At 59.0% G+C, this 17650-nt stretch carries 15 protein-coding genes; 9 read left to right on the top strand and 6 right to left on the bottom strand.

What is annotated here, in order from left to right; all coding sequences use genetic code 11:
- Positions 1-157: 157 nt before the first annotated feature.
- From HD598_RS04735 to HD598_RS04725, 3 genes are all read left to right on the top strand, one after another.
- Positions 158-925 carry a TetR/AcrR family transcriptional regulator gene (locus HD598_RS04735; RefSeq protein WP_071894059.1) on the top strand — a complete coding sequence of 256 codons (768 nt, stop codon included), beginning with the start codon at positions 158-160 and terminating at the stop codon, positions 923-925.
- A 571-nt stretch (positions 926-1496) separates the two neighbouring features.
- Complete coding sequence (locus HD598_RS13715; protein WP_071894058.1) at positions 1497-2285, top strand: LysM peptidoglycan-binding domain-containing protein; 789 nt, start codon at positions 1497-1499, stop codon at positions 2283-2285.
- Between the two features lie 136 nt (positions 2286-2421).
- Positions 2422-3048: an FMN reductase gene (locus HD598_RS04725; RefSeq protein ID WP_071894057.1), complete on the top strand. Its 627-nt coding sequence runs from the start codon at positions 2422-2424 to the stop codon at positions 3046-3048.
- A 182-nt stretch (positions 3049-3230) separates the two neighbouring features.
- Here the strand turns inward: HD598_RS04725 and HD598_RS04720 are convergent, their stop codons facing one another.
- The 3 genes from HD598_RS04720 to HD598_RS04710 form a co-directional block, all read right to left on the bottom strand.
- Complete coding sequence (locus tag HD598_RS04720; RefSeq protein WP_071894056.1) at positions 3231-3425, bottom strand: CsbD family protein; 195 nt, start codon at positions 3423-3425, stop codon at positions 3231-3233.
- A 133-nt stretch (positions 3426-3558) separates the two neighbouring features.
- Positions 3559-4737 carry a glycosyltransferase family 4 protein gene (locus HD598_RS04715; RefSeq protein ID WP_183664178.1) on the bottom strand — a complete coding sequence of 393 codons (1179 nt, stop codon included), beginning with the start codon at positions 4735-4737 and terminating at the stop codon, positions 3559-3561.
- Positions 4738-4879: 142 nt separating this feature from the next.
- A complete protein-coding gene (locus tag HD598_RS04710; RefSeq protein ID WP_183664176.1) occupies positions 4880-5854 on the bottom strand; it encodes an AEC family transporter in 975 nt (324 codons plus the stop codon).
- A 58-nt stretch (positions 5855-5912) separates the two neighbouring features.
- Between HD598_RS04710 and HD598_RS04705 the strand changes: the two genes are divergently transcribed.
- A complete protein-coding gene (locus tag HD598_RS04705; protein WP_260170493.1) occupies positions 5913-7244 on the top strand; it encodes a cell division protein PerM in 1332 nt (443 codons plus the stop codon).
- Here the strand turns inward: HD598_RS04705 and HD598_RS04700 are convergent.
- A complete protein-coding gene (locus HD598_RS04700) occupies positions 7241-7657 on the bottom strand; it encodes a hypothetical protein (protein WP_071894054.1) in 417 nt (138 codons plus the stop codon). The two genes, HD598_RS04705 and HD598_RS04700, sit on opposite strands and share 4 nt — an antisense overlap.
- An 84-nt stretch (positions 7658-7741) precedes the next feature.
- Between HD598_RS04700 and purN the strand changes: the two genes are divergently transcribed.
- Positions 7742-8308: a phosphoribosylglycinamide formyltransferase gene (gene purN / locus HD598_RS04695; RefSeq protein WP_183664173.1), complete on the top strand. Its 567-nt coding sequence runs from the start codon at positions 7742-7744 to the stop codon at positions 8306-8308.
- A 23-nt stretch (positions 8309-8331) separates the two neighbouring features.
- On the opposite strand, the gene HD598_RS04690 is transcribed toward purN, so the two are convergent.
- The gene (locus tag HD598_RS04690; protein ID WP_183664171.1) at positions 8332-9681 is read right to left on the bottom strand and encodes an MFS transporter; all 1350 of its coding nucleotides are present in this window, start codon (positions 9679-9681) and stop codon (positions 8332-8334) included.
- A 168-nt stretch (positions 9682-9849) separates the two neighbouring features.
- Between HD598_RS04690 and HD598_RS04685 the strand changes: the two genes are divergently transcribed.
- From HD598_RS04685 to HD598_RS04670, 4 genes are all read left to right on the top strand, one after another.
- Positions 9850-11205 (top strand): Nramp family divalent metal transporter, encoded by a 1356-nt coding sequence (locus HD598_RS04685; protein ID WP_084637106.1) that lies wholly within the window; start codon positions 9850-9852, stop codon positions 11203-11205.
- 150 nt (positions 11206-11355) lie between these two features.
- The gene (locus tag HD598_RS04680; RefSeq protein ID WP_183664169.1) at positions 11356-11961 is read left to right on the top strand and encodes a DUF4303 domain-containing protein; all 606 of its coding nucleotides are present in this window, start codon (positions 11356-11358) and stop codon (positions 11959-11961) included.
- Between the two features lie 110 nt (positions 11962-12071).
- The gene (gene purH / locus HD598_RS04675) at positions 12072-13700 is read left to right on the top strand and encodes a bifunctional phosphoribosylaminoimidazolecarboxamide formyltransferase/IMP cyclohydrolase (RefSeq protein WP_183664167.1); all 1629 of its coding nucleotides are present in this window, start codon (positions 12072-12074) and stop codon (positions 13698-13700) included.
- 123 nt (positions 13701-13823) lie between these two features.
- Positions 13824-16046 carry an NADP-dependent isocitrate dehydrogenase gene (locus tag HD598_RS04670; protein WP_183664165.1) on the top strand — a complete coding sequence of 741 codons (2223 nt, stop codon included), beginning with the start codon at positions 13824-13826 and terminating at the stop codon, positions 16044-16046.
- 100 nt (positions 16047-16146) lie between these two features.
- Here HD598_RS04670 and HD598_RS04665 read toward each other — a convergent pair whose 3' ends face one another.
- Positions 16147-17616 carry a glutamate--cysteine ligase family protein gene (locus HD598_RS04665; RefSeq protein WP_071894049.1) on the bottom strand — a complete coding sequence of 490 codons (1470 nt, stop codon included), beginning with the start codon at positions 17614-17616 and terminating at the stop codon, positions 16147-16149.
- Positions 17617-17650: the final 34 nt, after the last annotated feature.

The raw sequence follows: 17650 nt of genomic DNA, 5'->3' as shown, positions 1-17650 counted from the left end.
CCTTCATTGGAACGGGCGAATGCTTGTCACTCACACGTGGATGAACTTACAGTATAAGGTGAGCGAGCCTACCGACTTATTCGTTCCAAAGCACAAACTTTCATGCACTTGTGTTGATATTCTTCAACATGGAGGGGAAAGAGAGAGGTCAATGGGGATGAATAAGCCCCCGTCTGAAGCAGTCAGAACCGCGGCAGAGGGGCAGGATTTCGAAACAACCGATCTTGCGAGTCGTCGCAAATCAAGCCGTGGCCGGCTGGATCTTGGATTAATACTCAGGACCGGCGCCGAGCTGATTGAGGATGAATCAATCCACCAGCTCTCCATGCGCAATCTGGCAGCTCGGCTCGGTGTTCAAGCGATGTCCCTTTATAGGTATGTTCCGTCGCGCGATGTGCTCATAGACGGCATCGTTGAACTTGTTCTCGAAGATCTTGAATCCAACCCGGAAGTTCACAAAGAAGCCACCGAGGGGTGGGAAAGCTTTGTGCGTCGCTTGTCCCACGGTTTCCGCAAGGTCGCTCAAGAGCACCCTCAAGTTTTCCCCGTGATTGCTACCCGGCCACCGGAAGCTCCGTGGATCCGCCCACCCATGCGAAGTCTCACGTGGATCAATCGTTTCTTGCAAGCTTTGCGCGAGAGCGGATTCTCGGAAGAAGCCACTGTTCGCGCGTACCGCGCCTATTCCAGTTTCCTCTTGGGTCACTTGCTCCTGGAGCTAGCCGGGGCGGATGTTGATATTTCTGACGTCGGTCCTGAATCCGGCTCTTGTGGAGCACACGACGACGCCCGCGGCTCCGATTTGAGCGAATACCCCTTTATTGAGGAACTTGAGCCGAAGCTGCGCGAGAATCACGCAGGTGAGGAATTTGAGCGCGCTTTAGATCGCACTATTTCCTACATTGCTCAGCTCAAGGACGCGTAGGCATCCACTCGGGCTCTGCGGGGAACTTTTGGTCACGAAATGATCAACGTTTGGCAACGGTTTGGGGGTCGGCCGCGAGCTCTCTTGGCTCAAGCTGACCGTTCAACGTCAGCGAGCCACTGTGAGGGCGTGGCGGGTATCACACGTTACGGAATGTTTACATCGTAAGTTTAGTGAGTTAGACTAATGAAGCTAGGTGGCATGCTTTCGGAGGCGAGAAAGTGTGCCACCTGGTTTTTTAAAGAAACTTTATCGTGACTAGGCGATATGCCATCTTTATCCACTGGTTGGAAGATAATTGCGCGCTCGCTGCGAAGAATTAGCCGTTTGTGCACTTGTGTTAAAGCTGTGAGTATGGTGGTTTGCTTTGACAAACCCCTCAGGCTGTCCCGTACACTCGAATTATTACATTTGGATAACGAGCCCGTCTCGCCCCGAATGTGCGCCGAGTTCCGGATCCTCGTTGCCCACGGAACTCACTCAGTCACCGAACCCCTTAAGTGACGGCCGGGCAATGACGCCATTTCACCCCACGGGGGTTGTTGTGTGCGTGGATGGCCTTAGGAGAACTATGTCTCAGAAGCGTCAATACGCCGCGTCTAAGGTCGGACTCGGCCTTGCATCCTTGGCTCTCGTTGGTGGTGCAGCAGCTGCTGGTGCAGTTCCAGCTCAGGCAGCCTCAACCGCTACGTGGGACGCACTTGCACAGTGCGAGTCCTCCGGCAACTGGGCTATCAACACGGGTAACGGCTACTACGGTGGCCTTCAGTTCAGCCTTTCTACGTGGCGTGCATTCGGCGGCTCCGGCATGCCGAACCAGGCTTCGAAGTCTGAGCAGATCCGCATCGCGGAAAAGACGCTTGCAGCTCAGGGCTGGGGCGCATGGCCTGCATGCTCGGCCAAGCTCGGCTTGTACGGCAAGACCGGGTCGATTGCATCGACCTCCACCTCCACTTCGTCGACGGCTACCAAGTCCGCTACGGCAACCGTGAAGGCTCCAACCACGACGTCGACGACCAAGTCCTCGACCGCAACCAAGAAGGTTGCAGCTACTTCTTCGGCTACCACCAAGAAGTCTGTAGCAACCAAGCAGTACACCGCACCGGTAACTAAGCAGTACACCGCTCCGGTCACCAAGAAGGCAACGGCATCGACTTCCTTGAAGTCCGCTACCACCTACTCGGCTAAGCACGTGCACGATTCTGGCAAGAACTACACCGTTCGTTCCGGTGACAGCCTTTCCAAGATCGCTAACAAGCTCGGCTTGAGCAGCTGGCAGGATTTGTACCAGTTGAACAAGGCTAAGGTTTCCAACCCTAACTTGATCTTCGTTGGTCAGTCCTTGGACCTCCCAGCCTAAATAGGTTGACCAAGAATGGCGTCCCGTTTTCGGGGCGCCATTCTTGTTTAACGTTTCCTGGCCGAAGGGAATGAATGAGCCGCACTCATCGTTTGTATATTCAAGTGCATACAAATTTTGAGAAGAGAGGCCTGCGATGAAGATTGTCGTCGTTTCCGGAGGCATGGGCGTGCCTTCCACTGCCACCATGCTGGGCGAACACTTGGGTCATGCCACTGAACGTGCGCTATCGGCCCAAGGCTTTGATGCTGAGGTTCGCATGGTGAGCTTGCGCGACTACGCGGGGGACATCGCAAACAACATGGTGTCCGGGTTCGCTGCTCCGGCGCTTCAAGAAGTGAAGGACGCCGTGCTTGAGGCGGACGGTCTAGTGCTCGTGAGCCCCACCTACACGGCGTCCGTGAGTGGGCTTTTCAAGTCCTTCATTGACACTTTTGATCCCAAGCCCCTTGAAGGCATGCCGGTCTTGCTGGGCGCCACGGGTGGGTCGGCTCGCCACAGTCTCATGATCGACTACGTCATGAGACCAATCTTCAGCTACCTGCGCACGCAACAGATGCCTACGAGCGTCTTCGCGGCACCCGAAGATTGGGGCGATGGTCAGGGTGAAGGACTGTTGATGTCTCGCATCGAGCGTGCCGGCAAGGAGCTGGCAAGTGCCATTAGTAGCGCTCCTCGCAATCGCGCTGAGGAGAACTTTGGCCAGGGTTCGTCCATGACCTCATTGCCGTTCGAGCAATTGCTGGCAAACATTTCAAAGTAGTCACTTTTTAGTCTTTGGCGACGTCGCCAGAAAGTTGTGGCACCTGTTTACTGGTTGCGACGGCTTAATGCAGGTGGCCCCCGGTGAGCGATGCTCACCGGGGGCCACCTGCATAGTGACGCTAGCTACGAGGCAACAAATGCCGCCGAACTGAATGCGTCACGCGAGAAGCGTTGAAGCGCTTACTTGGAGAAGCCGTCCTTGACGTCCTTGGCGGCGTCCTTGACGTTCTCGCCAGCCTGCTTTACGCCAGCCGATGCCTGATCTGCCTGGCCTTCGGCCTGCAGGCGCTCGTTGTTGGTAGCGTCGCCGAAGGCTTCCTTAGCCTTGCCGGACAACTCTTCTGCCTTGTTAGAAATCTTGTCGCCGAGTCCCATGATCCAGTCCTTTCGTTGATGGATAGTGCTTCCCGGAATAGCCGGTACTTACAACGTACGCAACGAAACTGAAATTTTCCTGAACGCCAACTGAGAAGAACTTCAACACCTCTCGCGCAGACTTCGAGCGGTGTTAGCGGTCCATCCAGGAGAGGGCCTCGGTGTGGAGATGCCGAGACTTCACGTGAATTGCCCGCTCGTAATGCTCGATGAGCTGATCGCAGATCGCTTCCCACGTGCGTCCCGCAACACTCTCCAAAGCCGCAGCGGCGAACGCTTCCCGCTTGACGTCGTCGTACACCAAATCCTGAACCCGCGAGCGCAAGTCCGCGAGGTCCCCAGGCTTATAGAGCCAACCTGTGCGGGAAGAATCCACCAAATCCAGCGGTCCTCCGCGGCCCACCGCCACCACCGGCACACGCGCGGACATGGCCTCTTGAATGGTCTGGCAGAACGTCTCTGATTCGCCCGGGTGTACGAAGAGATCGAAGGAAGCCACTGCCTCGCCGAGATCGTTTCCGCCGAGGAATCCAGCGAAGTAAGCGTTGGGCAGCTTCGCGCGCAATTCATCCTTAAGCGGTCCAGATCCCACAATGACCAACCGGGTGCCCGGAAGATTGTCGAGGACCGCGAGGTCGGCAACTTGCTTCTCGGCTGCCAACCGGCCTACGAAACCGATGATCTTTTCGCCATTAGGAGCAGCCTGAGCCCGGAAGGCCTCGGAACGACGCGATGGGTTGAACTGTTCTTGATCTACACCGCGGCGCCAGTAATGAACGCGGCGAATGCCAAGCTCCCGAAGCTGGTTCATCGAGTAGGAGGACGGCACGAGGTTCACGGTGGAGGATTCGTGCATGAGTTTGACGTGGTTCCAGAGGACATCCTCAAGCCAGGGCAAGCCGTAGCGGCCGGCATAGGCGGGGATTTCCGTCTGGTAGATGGAGATGGTGGGCAAGCCGAGCTGTTGTGCGGCCTGAATAGCGCGCCAACCGAGTACGAATGGGCTTGCCACGTGAACGACGTCCGGGCTAAAGCCGGCGAGAATACGACGAACGCGCGCTACCGTTCCGGCTGCAACGCGGACATTAGGGTAGCCATTGAGCGGGAGTGCTGGCAGATTGACTACCGGGAAACCCTCGACTTCCTCGGGAGTTGATTCCGCCGCCCACAAGGGCCCGGACCACGATTGCGCCGGTGCGATGACTAGCGCCTCGTGACCTCGGCTTCGCAAATGGCGAAGGACGCGAATGACGGAATTCGTCACGCCATTCATGTGCGGCAAGAAGGACTCGGCTACTACAGCTACTCTCACTCTCTTACCCTCCGCTGTCCCGGTGACCGCACTATTGCCTCAAAGTTAATTCCACACTTACCGCGGGTGAACTTTCGTGAAATCGTTTCGTGCGTGTCTTGCGTCCTGAATGCCACGAAGTGCGAGCGCGGGAGGGCGCCGGCTAGCGGACAAAAATGGCGGTGAGAGCAATCCATGCGGGAATCGTTAAGAACGACGACGCCGTTTGGGTTGCGATGATGGCGGCCATGAGAGGGGAATCGCCTCCCAGACGACGCGACAGCACGTACGCGCTCGAAGCTGTGGGGATCGATTGGAACAAGATGACGACAGCGGCCGCCGGGCCCCTTAGTCCAGCCCAGAGGCACAGGGCTAGCGCGAGGGTTGGGATGATTACGAAGCGGAAAGAGCTCGCCCAGAGCATCGGCTTAACGAATCCCCGCAATGACGTAGCTCGCAGTCCCGCACCCACGCACAACAGGCCGATCGGCAGAGCGGCTTGTCCCAAGATTTTCAGGATCTCCACGAAAGGTGCGGCGATCGTGGAAGTGGCCGCAGCGGCGTCGTCATTGATATTGCTGAACCACAGCCCGCTCAAGTTGAGAGCCAGCCCTACAAAGCACGCCACCACCAAAGGATTGGTGTAGATCGCTCGAAAGATCGCCCAACCGCGCACGTCGGTGCTGCCATAGCGAGCGAACACCAAAGTGGACGTGATGTTGACGGTGGGGACGAGCGCGGCGTTGGCCAGAGCGGCAAGCGCGAGTCCATCCGCGCCGAAGAGCGCGGTGGCAAGGACCAGACCGATGTAGTTATTGAACCGAACGGCGCCTTGATACACGGAGGTGAAGGCGGGACCGTTGTTCCCGGTTGCAAGCGTGCGGAAGGGCAACAGCAAGAGGCCGCCCAGCACAGAGGAAATGATGATGACGCCCACCATGCTGAAAGCAGGAATCTTTGTCAGGTTTGCCGTCGCCAAGCTGCTGATGAAGAGCGCGGGGAGGAGGAAGTAATAGGTGAGCCGTTCGAGTTCCACCCAGAACGCATCCTTGAAGTTCAGGTGTTTGCGCAACGCCCATCCCAACCCCAACAGCGCCGCGGTTGGGACTAACGCGCGCAGTAAGAGCGAAATATCCACCCATCGGTCTTATCATGGGCCGCGCCGTTCAGCGAAAGCACCCGCCAAGAATGGCACCATGGAGCTGATGAAAAAGAAAGCGGAAGCCACGTCCAAGACGAATCCTCGCGCACTCCTTCGAGTGTTCCGTGAGGGAATTCCGCTTCCTCTGGTACTTCAAGGTGCCCTCGAAGCTCTCCAAGTGGCGATCTTTGTGGCGCTCATTTTTGCCGTTCCGGTGGTGGGCGTGTGGCTGACTGGCGGCTGGGGCAATAGCAGTATTGAGAGTGCGCTTCGCCTCAGCGGCCAAGTGTGGTTGAAAGCCCACGGAGTGCCGCTGGATATTTCCACGGTGGCCGCCGACGGCGTCACGGAGATCAGCGGCGTCATGACGCTCACGCCTCTCTTGTTTCCCATCATCCCGTTCCTCTTCGCATGGAGGGCGGGCCGCAGGATTGCACGGGCTTCCTATGCGGATCAACTGTGGCAGGGCATTGCAGGCGCACTGGTTGCCTACGGCTTCTTTGGCTTCATTACTGGCTTTGCGGTTCGCACCGCGGACGTACGCCCCCACATCTGGGCATCGATCCTGATGCCCATGATCATCCTTGGCATCGGCGTAGTGATCGGAACGCGTCGCGAAGCAGGCTCGTGGTCACGACTGATAGGCGTGGATCTCTCAGAGCGCATCGCGCAATCAAGCCAAGCATCCAGATGGGCAGGTTCCTACGTCGCAGCCATCACCAAGTCCGCCTTCGTTGCCTTCATGGGACTCGTTGCTTCAGCCGCCCTCGTCTTGGCGATCGCGTTGTTCATGCACTGGGCCGATGGCTCCAACGTGTACCAGCAATTGCGCCCCGGCCTGGTCGGCGGAATTGTGGTGACTCTGGCACAAGTAGCCATGATCCCCAACTTGGTGGTGTGGACCATGGCGTGGATCAGCGGCGCCGGATTCACCCTGGGTGTGGGCTCACATCTCAGCCCGTTTGAAACCACAGTCGGTCCGCTACCAGCAATCCCGTTCCTCACCGCGCTGCCCACGGGATCCTTGGATGCCGCATGGTTGTTCATTCTCTTGCCAGTGTTGGCCGGATTCGCGGCCGGCTGGTGGTTCATGCGCGAAGGTGAGAACCACTTTGACGACTGGCTAGACCGCAAAATTCAGATGCGTTGGCTCTCCTTCTCCCTCTCCACACTCTTCCTCGGCGTTGCCGTCGGTGTAGGGGCGGGACTGCTCACCGCCTTCGCTGCCTTCATCTCAGGAGGGTCGGCAGGCATTGGCCGGCTCAGCGAACTTGGCCCCCACATGTGGCTTGTCGCAGCGTGGGTTGCAGGCGAAGTGGCTATAGGCGTCATCGCCGGATACTTGGTCTCCCCGTACCTAGAACGCGATCCCGTACTAGAGGACTAACGTCCGAGCACTTGGTTCATCAGCGAATCGTTGAAATCACGCGCGCACTGTTCTAGTGAGCGGCTCGTGAGGGACTGCGTGACGCACGTCTGGTAGTCCATGGTCGGCTGGAAAAAGATGCCCTGAAGCGTCACCGAGACGGTAAACATTAGGCAACCCACCACCGCGATGACGATGGTGGCGTTCACGAATCCCATGCCCTCAATACGGCGGCTCTTCAACAGGGTGCGAATTCCCGAAATGATCGCCAAGATTCCCACGGGGATCGTCAAGAACTTCCACGGCAGGGGCAACAGCGTCAAAATGCTTGCGGCCAAGACCAACATGACCGTCCCGCGTAAGCGTGCGGCGTTCGCCAACAGTTCCTCGGTGCTCGCGGGACGCTTGGAATCTGGTGGGCGCGTAGCAGTCATGCAGTAACTCTATCGGGAGCACACGCACTTCACGTGGGTCGCGAAAGCGGCGCTCACCGGTGCAAAGAGCATAAGATCGGTGGAATGCGCGCAGTTTTCCTCGTTTCAGGTTCCGGTTCCAACCTCCAAGCGGTGCTCGACGCCGCAGCTGACGGTCAGTTGCCTCAGCTTGAGATCGCTGCGGTCGGCGCAGACAAGTTCGGTACCGGGGGAGTGGAACGCTCGGAGGAAGCCGGCTACGAGACGTTCGTGGTGGACTTCAAGTCCTATACAGACCGCGCCGAGTGGAACCACGCGCTCACGGAAAAGTGCTTGAGCTACCAGCCCGACTACGTGATTTCCTCAGGATTCATGCGGATCGTCAACGAAGAATTCATCAACGCTTTCGAGAACCGCTACGTCAACACACACCCAGCCCTGTTGCCAGCGTTCCCCGGTGCGCACGGTGTTCGAGACGCCCTCAACTACGGCGTCAAAGTCACCGGGTGCACTGTGCACTACGCCGATACCGGCGTAGACACGGGCCCCATCATCGCTCAGCAGGTAGTCCCCGTCTTGGATGACGACACCGAGGAAAGCCTGCACGAACGGATCAAAATCGAAGAGCGCAAACTCTTGATCCGCGTACTGCAAGAACTCAGCGCAACCTAAGCTGCGTCGTCGTACCGGAAAATTTACTCAAGCTCCTGATCAGCCGTCTCCGGCGCCGCAATCAGCATGAAAATCACGGCAAGAACTACCAAGCCCGTGGCAATCAAGAACAGCGTCGGCAAGCCGATCACCGGCCAGTACAGCGCAAAGAGCACTGGGCCGAAGCCCGCGCCCAAACGGCTAATGGTGGAGGCCCAGCCGAAGCCGGAGCCGCGCAACTCCGTGGGGTAGAGCTCGGAGACGTACGCGTACAACACCGGGATGCAGACCTGGATCACGAAGCCGAACACCAAAAGCCAGATAACGGCCGTGGTGGGGGTGCCCAAGGACAGCGACACCATCACGAGAATCAAGCCGGACAACGGGCCAGTAATTGCCAGAATGCGTTTGCGGCCAACCTTCTCAATAGCGACCGCGGCAACCACACCGATCATTCCTACAGCGGCCATGATCGCCGTCATGAACAACGAAGTATTTGCGGCCATGCCAGCCTGCTGAAGGATGGACGGCATCCACGTCAGCGCAAGGTAGTACACCAACAGAATGGTCAAGAACAGTGACCAGGCAACGGCCGTGATGCGCCAATTGAACTTCCAAATACCGGCGAGCTGCTGGCCAATAGAACCGGCGGAAAGCTTCGGAACGGAAGAGGACTCAGGCAGCGTGTACTCCTGCTGGGGAGCGCCAGTGCGGGCCACCAAATCATCGATGACCTTCCGCGCTTCAGCCCGTTGACCCTTGCGAATCAAGAACAAGGGTGACTCCGGGACGTGCAATCGCACCCAGAAGACCAACAACGCTGGCAACACCATGGCCAACAAAATGAAACGCCAGTTATCAAACAGCGAGATCACCATGGCGGACACGAAGAAGGACAGCGCGGCGCCCACGGGCCACCAGCCATCCATCGCGGTCATCACCTTGCCGCGCTGCTTCGTGGGAGTGAACTCACCCACCAGCGCGTAATCCACCGGGATACAACCACCCAGACCGAAGCCCGCAATGAAGCGGAAAAGAGTGAAGAGCTCGAAGCTCGGGGAGAAGGCGCCGGCCACCGTGAACAGCGAGAAGATTAGCAACGTCCATGTGAAAGCCGCTTTGCGACCAATGCGGTCGGCAACCGTGCCCCAAACGAACGCGCCCACGGCCATACCAATGAGGTTTGACGTGCTCATGAGAGCGGCGGTGGAGCGATCCAGCCCCCACTCTTGCATGATCAGCGGAATGAGAGCGCCGTTGAGCGTGACATCCCACGCATCAAACATGAATCCCAGGCCACCAATAATGAAAATTCGGCCCTGAACACCCCACTTCCACGGGAGGTTTTGCACTACCTGAACACCAGACGACATAGAACTTGTAGTCACGCTCATCGTTACGAGATCCCTTGTGTTGACACGCATTTCAGCGGGAATGCTGGTTAAAGATTACTTCGCAACTTCAAGTGTTAAGTATCTACCCGCAATTCAATGTGGTTTCCTAGAGAATGCATCTCTCGTCACACCTACAGGTGTCACACGTCTCGCACTCAAGAGGATCCCATGACTGAACAACCCCAGCATCAAGATGGTGACGGCTACAAAGCCCACCACGTTGCGAAAGGCGAACGCCACGCAGGCTTCGATGACATCGAGCCAGACGCGGACGGAAACCTGCCTCCGCAAAAATGGAAAATTATTGGCCCGGGCCTCGTTGTAGCGGCCACGGGCGTAGGCGCCGCCGACATGGTGGCGACCCTTGCCGCCGGCTCCCGCTACGGATACATGCTCTTGTGGGCTGTTGTAGTGGGCGTCATCTTGAAGATTGTTCTTGTGGAGGGCGCGGGCCGTTACAGCCTCGCCACCGGCAAGACCATCTTCGAAGGCTGGCGCTCCCTGGGTAAGTGGACCGTCTGGTACTTCGGCCCGTACATCCTCATCTGGGGCATTGTTTACGGCGCTTCCGCCATGTCCTCCACCGCGCTCCCGCTCGCGGCCCTCTTCCCGGGCATCCCGCTCTGGGTGTTCGCAATTGCCACCGGCCTCGCCGGATTCGTCTTGGTGTGGTTCAACCGCTACGCCGTCTTTGAAAAGATCACCGCAGTACTGGTGCTCTTGATGTTCATTACCATCGTTGGCCTCGCGGTCATCGCCGTACCAAACATCCCTGACATGCTGGCCGGCCTCATCCCTCGCTTGCCAGAAGATGGAATCTTGTACACGCTTGCGCTCGCAGGCGGCGTTGGCGGCACCATCACCCTTGCGGCCTACGGCTACTGGTTGCGTGAAAAGGGTTGGGCTACCCCTCGCTTCATGCGCGTGATGCGTATCGACAACACCATGGCGTACGTCATGACCGGCATCTTTGTGCTCAGCATGCTTATTGTGGGCGCCGAGGTAGTCTCCGTCGCCGGTGTCACGATCTCCGCTGGCGACAAGGGCCTGTTGGATCTGAACCGCGTGCTTGAAGAGCGTTATGGCGTGGTCATTGGTAAGGCCTTCCTCGTAGGCTTCTTCGGCGCAGCATTCTCCTCCGTCATTGGCGTGTGGAACGGTGTTTCGCTCATGTTCGCCGACTTCTGGGGCAACTTCCGCGGCAAGGGATCCGATCACCCGGACTCCCGCGCCCACGGCAAGTACTTCCGCTTCTACATTCTGTGGCTGACGTTCCCACCGATGCTGCTTCTGATGCTGGATCAGCCCATTGGCTTGGTGCTGGCCTACGGCGTGCTCGGCGCGCTGTTCATGCCGTTCCTCGCCATCACGCTCCTCCCGCTCTTGAACGTCAAGAAGTACGGAATCCCGGACGAGTGGCGCAACAAGTGGTACACCAACCTCGCGTTGGTCATCACGGCCTTGCTGTTCATCTCCTTGGGCGTGTACCAGCTCATCAACTCCATCATGTCGGCGCTGAAGTAACTTCTTAGCGCCCGACCACCCGAGTGCGGCGTTCCCCCTCTTTCGATATTTCGAATCCGGGAAGCGCCGCATTTGGCGTTTAAAGAGCCCTCCATTTACAGGGAAAATCAATCCCTAGTCGAGAACACCACGGCGGAGTAGTGTTTCGCTATGGGACTAGATTGGAACGCTCTCGAAAACGCCATGCGGGCTTCAGTCATCAGGCACGCACGGGAGGTCATTGAGGATCACCCGGAGCACACGTTCTACGCGATTGCCCTCCACGGGGTGCCCACAGAGCCCGCGGAGACTATCGAAATGCCCGTGCTCGCCATGAACTCAGAAGAGGCCTACGCCCGGGATCACCGGGAGGCCGGGGCACTGTCAGCACTGGAAGATCCACGCATCGAGGATCTGGATACGGAGCTTGAAGAGATCTCCGGGTACTACTCAGAGCGGTGGGACTGCAGCGGCTGGCACTGGTGCGCCATGGAGCTAGCCGGCGAAGAAGCCGCCAGCATTTGGCAGCGCGGCCTGAGCGAGATGATTGCCAAGGATGGATGGAGCGAGACCATCCGCACCTACTACGCCCTCATGGTGCGCGTCATCCAAGACGTGACCGCGGAACTGGCCGTCGGCAAGAACCAAGCCCTCATTGGCTTCGTCGCCGATGACGACCACGCCGAAACCCTCCTCAAACGCTGCCTCACTCCCGAACAACTCGAGCAGCACTTCCCGGACCTTGTGACAGCGGAACGCGAGCCAGCGTCGTCGTAATCTCCCGAATCTGTGGGAACAGCGGAACGTAACTGCGCGCCCGCGACCATAAGAACTGAGCGTGGAAGCGATAAGCTAGAGCAAATACCCGCTTTGTGCAAGGAGCATTTGTGTCCTCAGCAGTTCTTGACCGCGTACCCATCCGCCGAGCCCTTATTTCTGTATATGACAAGACCGGCCTCGAGGAGTTAGCTGTCGGACTGCATGAGGCTGGGGTGAGCATTGTTTCCACCGGCTCCACCGCGCAGCGCATCGCTAGCGCCGGCGTTCCCGTCACCGAAGTCGCTGACATCACCGGATTCCAAGAGTGTCTCGACGGCCGCGTCAAAACGTTGCACCCTCGCGTGCACGCCGGAATTTTGGCGGACCGCCGCCGCGAAGATCACGTGCAGCAGCTCGCTGACATGGAGATTGAGCCTTTCGACCTCGTCATTGTGAACCTGTACCCGTTCGTTGAGACTGTGAAGTCCGGCGCGGATCAGGACGCCGTGGTGGAGCAGATCGACATCGGAGGCCCGTCCATGGTGCGCGCCGCCGCGAAGAACCACCCCTCCGTCGCGATCGTGGTGGACCCTGCCTCGTACGGCGACGTGGTGTCCGCGGCAAAGGCTGGCGGCTTTGATTTGGTCACGCGCCGTCGTCTCGCGAGCCTCGCTTTCGCACACACCGCAGCGTATGACACGGCGGTTGCGAAGTGGACCGCGGCTCAGTTTGGCGATTCCGTAGCGGACGACGACGCAGCTCCCGTCCCAGCCTTCCCTCCGTTCGCGGGGCTTTCTTTGGAGCGCTCCGAAGTTCTTCGTTACGGCGAGAACCCGCACCAGTCCGCTGCCTTGTACGTGGAGACCGGCGCGACGCCAGGCATCGCCCAGGCCGAGCAGCTGCACGGCAAGGCCATGAGCTACAACAACTACGTTGACGCTGACGCCGCCGTTCGCGCAGCCTACGATTTCTCCGAGCCAGCCGTGGCCGTCATCAAGCACGCCAACCCTTGCGGCGTGGCGCTTGGCTCCGCCTCTGCCGCGGACCCGATTGCTGACGCTCACCTCAAGGCGCACGGCACGGATCCAGTGTCCGCGTTCGGTGGCGTGATTGCCGCCAACCGCGTGGTCACCGCCGCCATGGCTGCCAACGTCAAGGACATCTTCACCGAGGTTCTCGTGGCTCCCGGCTTTGAGCCTGAAGCTGTAGAGATCCTGTCCGCGAAGAAGAACATCCGACTCTTGGTGCTTCCGGCTGACTTCCAGCGCGATTCCGTGGAATACCGTCAGGTATCCGGCGGCATGTTGCTGCAGGTGTCCGACGCCGTCGACGCACCGGGGGACACCTCCGCTGGGTGGACGTTGGCCGCTGGTGAAGCCGCTGACGAAACAACGTTGCGAGATCTGGAATTCGCGTGGCGCGCAGTGCGTGCTGCCAAGTCCAACGCCATCCTCTTGGCCTCCGGTGGAGCAGCCGTGGGCGTGGGCATGGGTCAGGTCAACCGCTTGGATTCTTGCAAGCTTGCCGTGGAGCGTGCCAACACATTGGGTGGCGAGGGTGCTGAGCGCGCTCGCGGAGCCGTGGCCGCCTCTGACGCGTTCTTCCCGTTCGCTGACGGACTGCAGATTCTTATCGATGCCGGCGTGAAAGCAGTAGTTCAGCCCGGCGGTTCCGTGCGTGATGAAGAAGTGGTCGCCGCAGCTCAAGCTGCCGGCATCACCATGTACTTCACCGGTACGCGTCACTTCTTCCACTAAATCCGCTTTTCGACGAATTCTGATCCCGGCGGGGTAACTCGATAGACTTGCCCCGCTTGGATCTACCACTGTCCGAACACATGTCCATCAAGGACATACTGTCCATCAGGGAGGCGCCAACACATGGCGAAAATTATCTACACCCACACTGACGAAGCGCCGATGCTGGCAACGTACTCTTTCTTGCCGATGGTTGAAGCGTTTGCCTCCACCGCTGGTGTGGAAGTTGAAACCCGCGACATCTCGCTGTCCGGCCGCATCATCGCCGCCTTCGGTGACTACCTCAAGCCAGAGCAGCAGGCTCCGGACGCTTTGTCCGAATTGGGTGAGTTGGCGAAGACCCCTGAAGCGAACATCATCAAGCTTCCAAACATCTCCGCTTCCATCCCGCAGCTCAAGGCTGTTATTGCCGAGCTTCAGGCTCAGGGCTTCGATGTGCCGGATTACCCGGATGAGCCTGCTGGCGACGAGGACGCAGAAGTCCGCGCTCGCTACGACAAGATCAAGGGCTCCGCTGTGAACCCGGTCCTGCGCGAAGGCAACTCCGACCGCCGTGCGCCGCTGTCCGTCAAGAACTACGCGCGCAAGAACCCACACTCCATGGCTGCTTGGACCTCCGAGTCCAAGACCAACGTTGCAACCATGGCTTCGGATGACTTCCGTTCTAACGAGAAGTCCGTGACCATCACAGCTGATGACACGTTGACCATTCGCCAGGTACGCCCGGACGGATCCGTCAAGGTTCTCAAGAATGACCTCAAGGTCATCGCCGGTGAAGTGGTTGACGGTACCGTTCTGCACGTTGCCGAACTGGACGAATTCTTGGCCGCTCAGGTCAAGCGCGCCAAGGAAGAGAACGTACTGTTCTCCACCCACCTCAAGGCCACCATGATGAAGGTTTCTGACCCGATCATCTTCGGTCACGTGGTGAAGGCCTACTTCTCCGAGCTGTTCGAGACCTACGGCCCACAGCTTGAGGCTGCCGGCCTCTCCGCTAACAACGGTTTGGCTTCGATCCTCGGTGGCCTCGACGAACTTCCTGAGGATGTTCGCGAAGGCGTTGAAGCGCTCATCAAGAAGGGCCTCGAAGAAGGTCCACGTCTTGCCATGGTGGACTCTGACAAGGGCATCACCAACCTCCACGTTCCTTCTGACGTGATTGTTGACGCTTCCATGCCAGCAATGATCCGCCAGGGTGGACACATGTGGGGCCCGAAGGGCGAAGAGGATGACACGCTTGCCGTGCTTCCAGATTCCTCCTACGCAGGCATCTACCAAGTTGTTATCGACGATTGCCGTGTCAACGGTGCGTTCGATCCCGTGACCATGGGCACCGTTCCTAACGTTGGCCTCATGGCGCAGGCAGCCGAAGAATACGGATCCCACAACAAGACCTTCGAGATCGAAGACGGCGGCCACGTGCAGATCGTTGACGGCTCCGGTGCAGTTCTTCTTGAGCACCAGGTCTTCGCCGGGGACATCTGGCGCGCATGCCAGACCAAGGACATCGCTGTTCGCGACTGGGTAAAGCTTGCCGTAACCCGCGCTCGCGCTTCCCAGACCCCAGCTGTGTTCTGGTTGGACAAGAGCCGCGCACACGATGCTCAGCTCATCGGCAAGGTGAACGAGTACCTCAAGGAGCATGACACCGAGGGCTTGACCATCGAGATCATGTCCCCAGTGGAAGCCACCCAGTACACGATCGACCGCATCCGCAAGGGTGAAGACACCATCTCGGTGACCGGTAACGTGCTTCGTGACTACCTCACGGACCTCTTCCCGATCCTTGAACTTGGCACCTCCGCCAAGATGCTGTCGATCGTTCCATTGCTCAACGGTGGCGGACTGTTCGAGACCGGCGCCGGCGGATCTGCTCCAAAGCACGTTCAGCAGCTCGTCAAGGAAAACCACTTGCGTTGGGACAGCCTGGGAGAGTTCATGGCTCTCGCTGCTTCCCTCGAGCACTTGGCCAACACCTCTGACAACCCACGCGCTCAGGTTCTTGCCGATGCACTCGACGCAGCAACCGGAACGTTCTTGCTCGAGAACAAGTCGCCTTCCCGTAAGGTCGGCGAGATCGACAACCGCGGCAGCCACTTCTACCTTGCTCAGTACTGGGCCAAGGAATTGGTAGCTCAGACCGCCGACGCTGAGCTCGCAGCAGCTTTCGGCCCAGTGGCCGAGGCTCTGACCGCCAACGAAGAGCAGATCAACAAGGAACTCCTTGAAGTTCAGGGTCAGCCAGTGGATCTGGGCGGCTACTACCGTCCAGACGTTGCAAAGGTCTCCGCAGCAATGCGCCCATCTGCAACGCTGAACGCTGCCATCGACGCACTGCGTAAGTAGTCCTCGACCTGCACTAGTTCTCTTCGGAGAAGTTCAAAGAGGCGCTCGTCCCGATAAGAGGCGGGCGCCTCTTGCATGTCCAAGCCCATTCGGCGCGGTTTTAGCCGATCTTCCAGGTGTGGACCGGCTGGGACGTCAGCATGTTTTCGTTATAGAGCCGGGTCATCTCGGCGATCGCCGCTTTTCGGTCCAGCCCTCCGGCCTCGAGACGCTCCAACGTGGCGATCTGCCAAGCGGCGCCGGTCTGCTCGGAGGACGCCCGCGCGTAGAGGATGTCGAGGTACCGGTCGGCCACCGCCTGATCTACTCCAAGATCCGAAAGTCCCTCGGCAGCCAACGGCAGCAAGTGTCGGATGATCAGTTCGGTCACCGGAATCTCTCCGAGCCCCGGCCAATACACGTTGGCTTCCAGCCCGTAGCGAGCACAATCCAAAAAGTTATCGGTAGCGGTCTGGAAGGACATCCGGGACCACACCGGCCGGCTCGAAGTCCGAAGCGCGCGCATGAGTCCGAAGAAGAACGCGGCGTTCGCCACGGTATCCACCACGGTCGGCCCGGCCGGAAGCAGCCGGTTCTCGAGACGCAGGTTCGGAAGATCAGCTCCCGGATCGTAGATGGGCCGGTTCCACCGGTAGACCGTTCCGTTATGCAAGCGCAGTTCGTGCAGGGTCGGCGCCCCGGAGGCGGTGGTTTCCGCCCGACGCCGTGATAGCTCCGGCAACAACGCGGGGAAGTAGCGGACGTTTTCCTCGAAGAGGTCCAGGATGCTGGTGATCCATCGTTCGCCGAACCACACGCGTGGCCGTACTCCCTGATTCCGCATTTCGGGAGGCCTCGTGTCAATGGATTGCTTGAACACTTCGATGCGACTTTCGTGCCACAGCACTCGCTCCATGAACAGGGGCGAATTCGCGGCCAACGCCACTTGAGCGCCAGCAATCGCCTGCGCGGAATTCCACACGGGGGCGAACTCTTCGGGCGAGACCTGCAAGTGCAGTTGCACGGAGGTGCACGCGGCTTCGGGCGCGATGTTCGCGGCGTAGAAACTGAGCCGTTCTTGCCCCACAATATCGATCAGCACATCTTCGCCGCGCGCTTGCAGCACGGAGGTATTCAGCGCTGCATAGCGTTTGCCGGGGCTGATCCAGTTCTTGGAATGCACGTAGTCCTGATCGAGCGTGGGCAGAATCCCTACCAGCATGATGTTGACGTCCACGTCTTGCGCCCGGCTCACGGCACGGTCCAGTTCGGTCCGCAACGACTCCTCGAGCGCCAGCAGCCCGCGGCCTTGAATCTGCACGGCGTCGTGGTTGAACTCGATGTTGAACGCGCCGATCTCGGTCTGAAACGCGGGATCGGCAATGGCCTCGAGCACTTCGGTGTTGCGCAGGGCGGGGGAGAAGTCCGGGTTGGCGAGGTTGAGTTCGATTTCCAGGCCAATGCGTCGCACGGGATCGAACTCGCCCGAGCCCAAGTATCGCGCGAACGTTTCCAGATTCACCATGAGCCGTTCGCGGTAGCGCGTGCGTTGCTCGCGGCTAAAACTTTTGGCGTTAACTTCTGCACCCATGACTTGAGCGTAGTGCCCTACCTCACTTCTGCGG

The organism is Neomicrococcus aestuarii (assembly GCF_014201135.1).
GTDB lineage: Bacteria > Actinomycetota > Actinomycetes > Actinomycetales > Micrococcaceae > Neomicrococcus > Neomicrococcus aestuarii.
The sequence above is the reverse complement of the archived record's forward strand: the minus strand, read 5'-3'. Positions and strand labels throughout refer to the sequence as shown.

Coding starts and splice junctions, on each gene's coding strand:
- HD598_RS04720 (WP_071894056.1), bottom strand. CDS start 3,425: ATGGGACTCGGCGACAAGATTTCTAACAAGGCAGAAGAGTTGTCCGGC.
- HD598_RS04705 (WP_260170493.1), top strand. CDS start 5,913: ATGGAGCTGATGAAAAAGAAAGCGGAAGCCACGTCCAAGACGAATCCT.
- HD598_RS04735 (WP_071894059.1), top strand. CDS start 158: ATGAATAAGCCCCCGTCTGAAGCAGTCAGAACCGCGGCAGAGGGGCAG.
- HD598_RS04685 (WP_084637106.1), top strand. CDS start 9,850: ATGACTGAACAACCCCAGCATCAAGATGGTGACGGCTACAAAGCCCAC.
- HD598_RS13715 (WP_071894058.1), top strand. CDS start 1,497: ATGTCTCAGAAGCGTCAATACGCCGCGTCTAAGGTCGGACTCGGCCTT.
- purN (WP_183664173.1), top strand. CDS start 7,742: ATGCGCGCAGTTTTCCTCGTTTCAGGTTCCGGTTCCAACCTCCAAGCG.
- HD598_RS04665 (WP_071894049.1), bottom strand. CDS start 17,616: ATGGGTGCAGAAGTTAACGCCAAAAGTTTTAGCCGCGAGCAACGCACG.
- HD598_RS04690 (WP_183664171.1), bottom strand. CDS start 9,681: ATGAGCGTGACTACAAGTTCTATGTCGTCTGGTGTTCAGGTAGTGCAA.
- HD598_RS04700 (WP_071894054.1), bottom strand. CDS start 7,657: ATGACTGCTACGCGCCCACCAGATTCCAAGCGTCCCGCGAGCACCGAG.
- HD598_RS04725 (WP_071894057.1), top strand. CDS start 2,422: ATGAAGATTGTCGTCGTTTCCGGAGGCATGGGCGTGCCTTCCACTGCC.
- HD598_RS04680 (WP_183664169.1), top strand. CDS start 11,356: ATGGGACTAGATTGGAACGCTCTCGAAAACGCCATGCGGGCTTCAGTC.
- HD598_RS04670 (WP_183664165.1), top strand. CDS start 13,824: ATGGCGAAAATTATCTACACCCACACTGACGAAGCGCCGATGCTGGCA.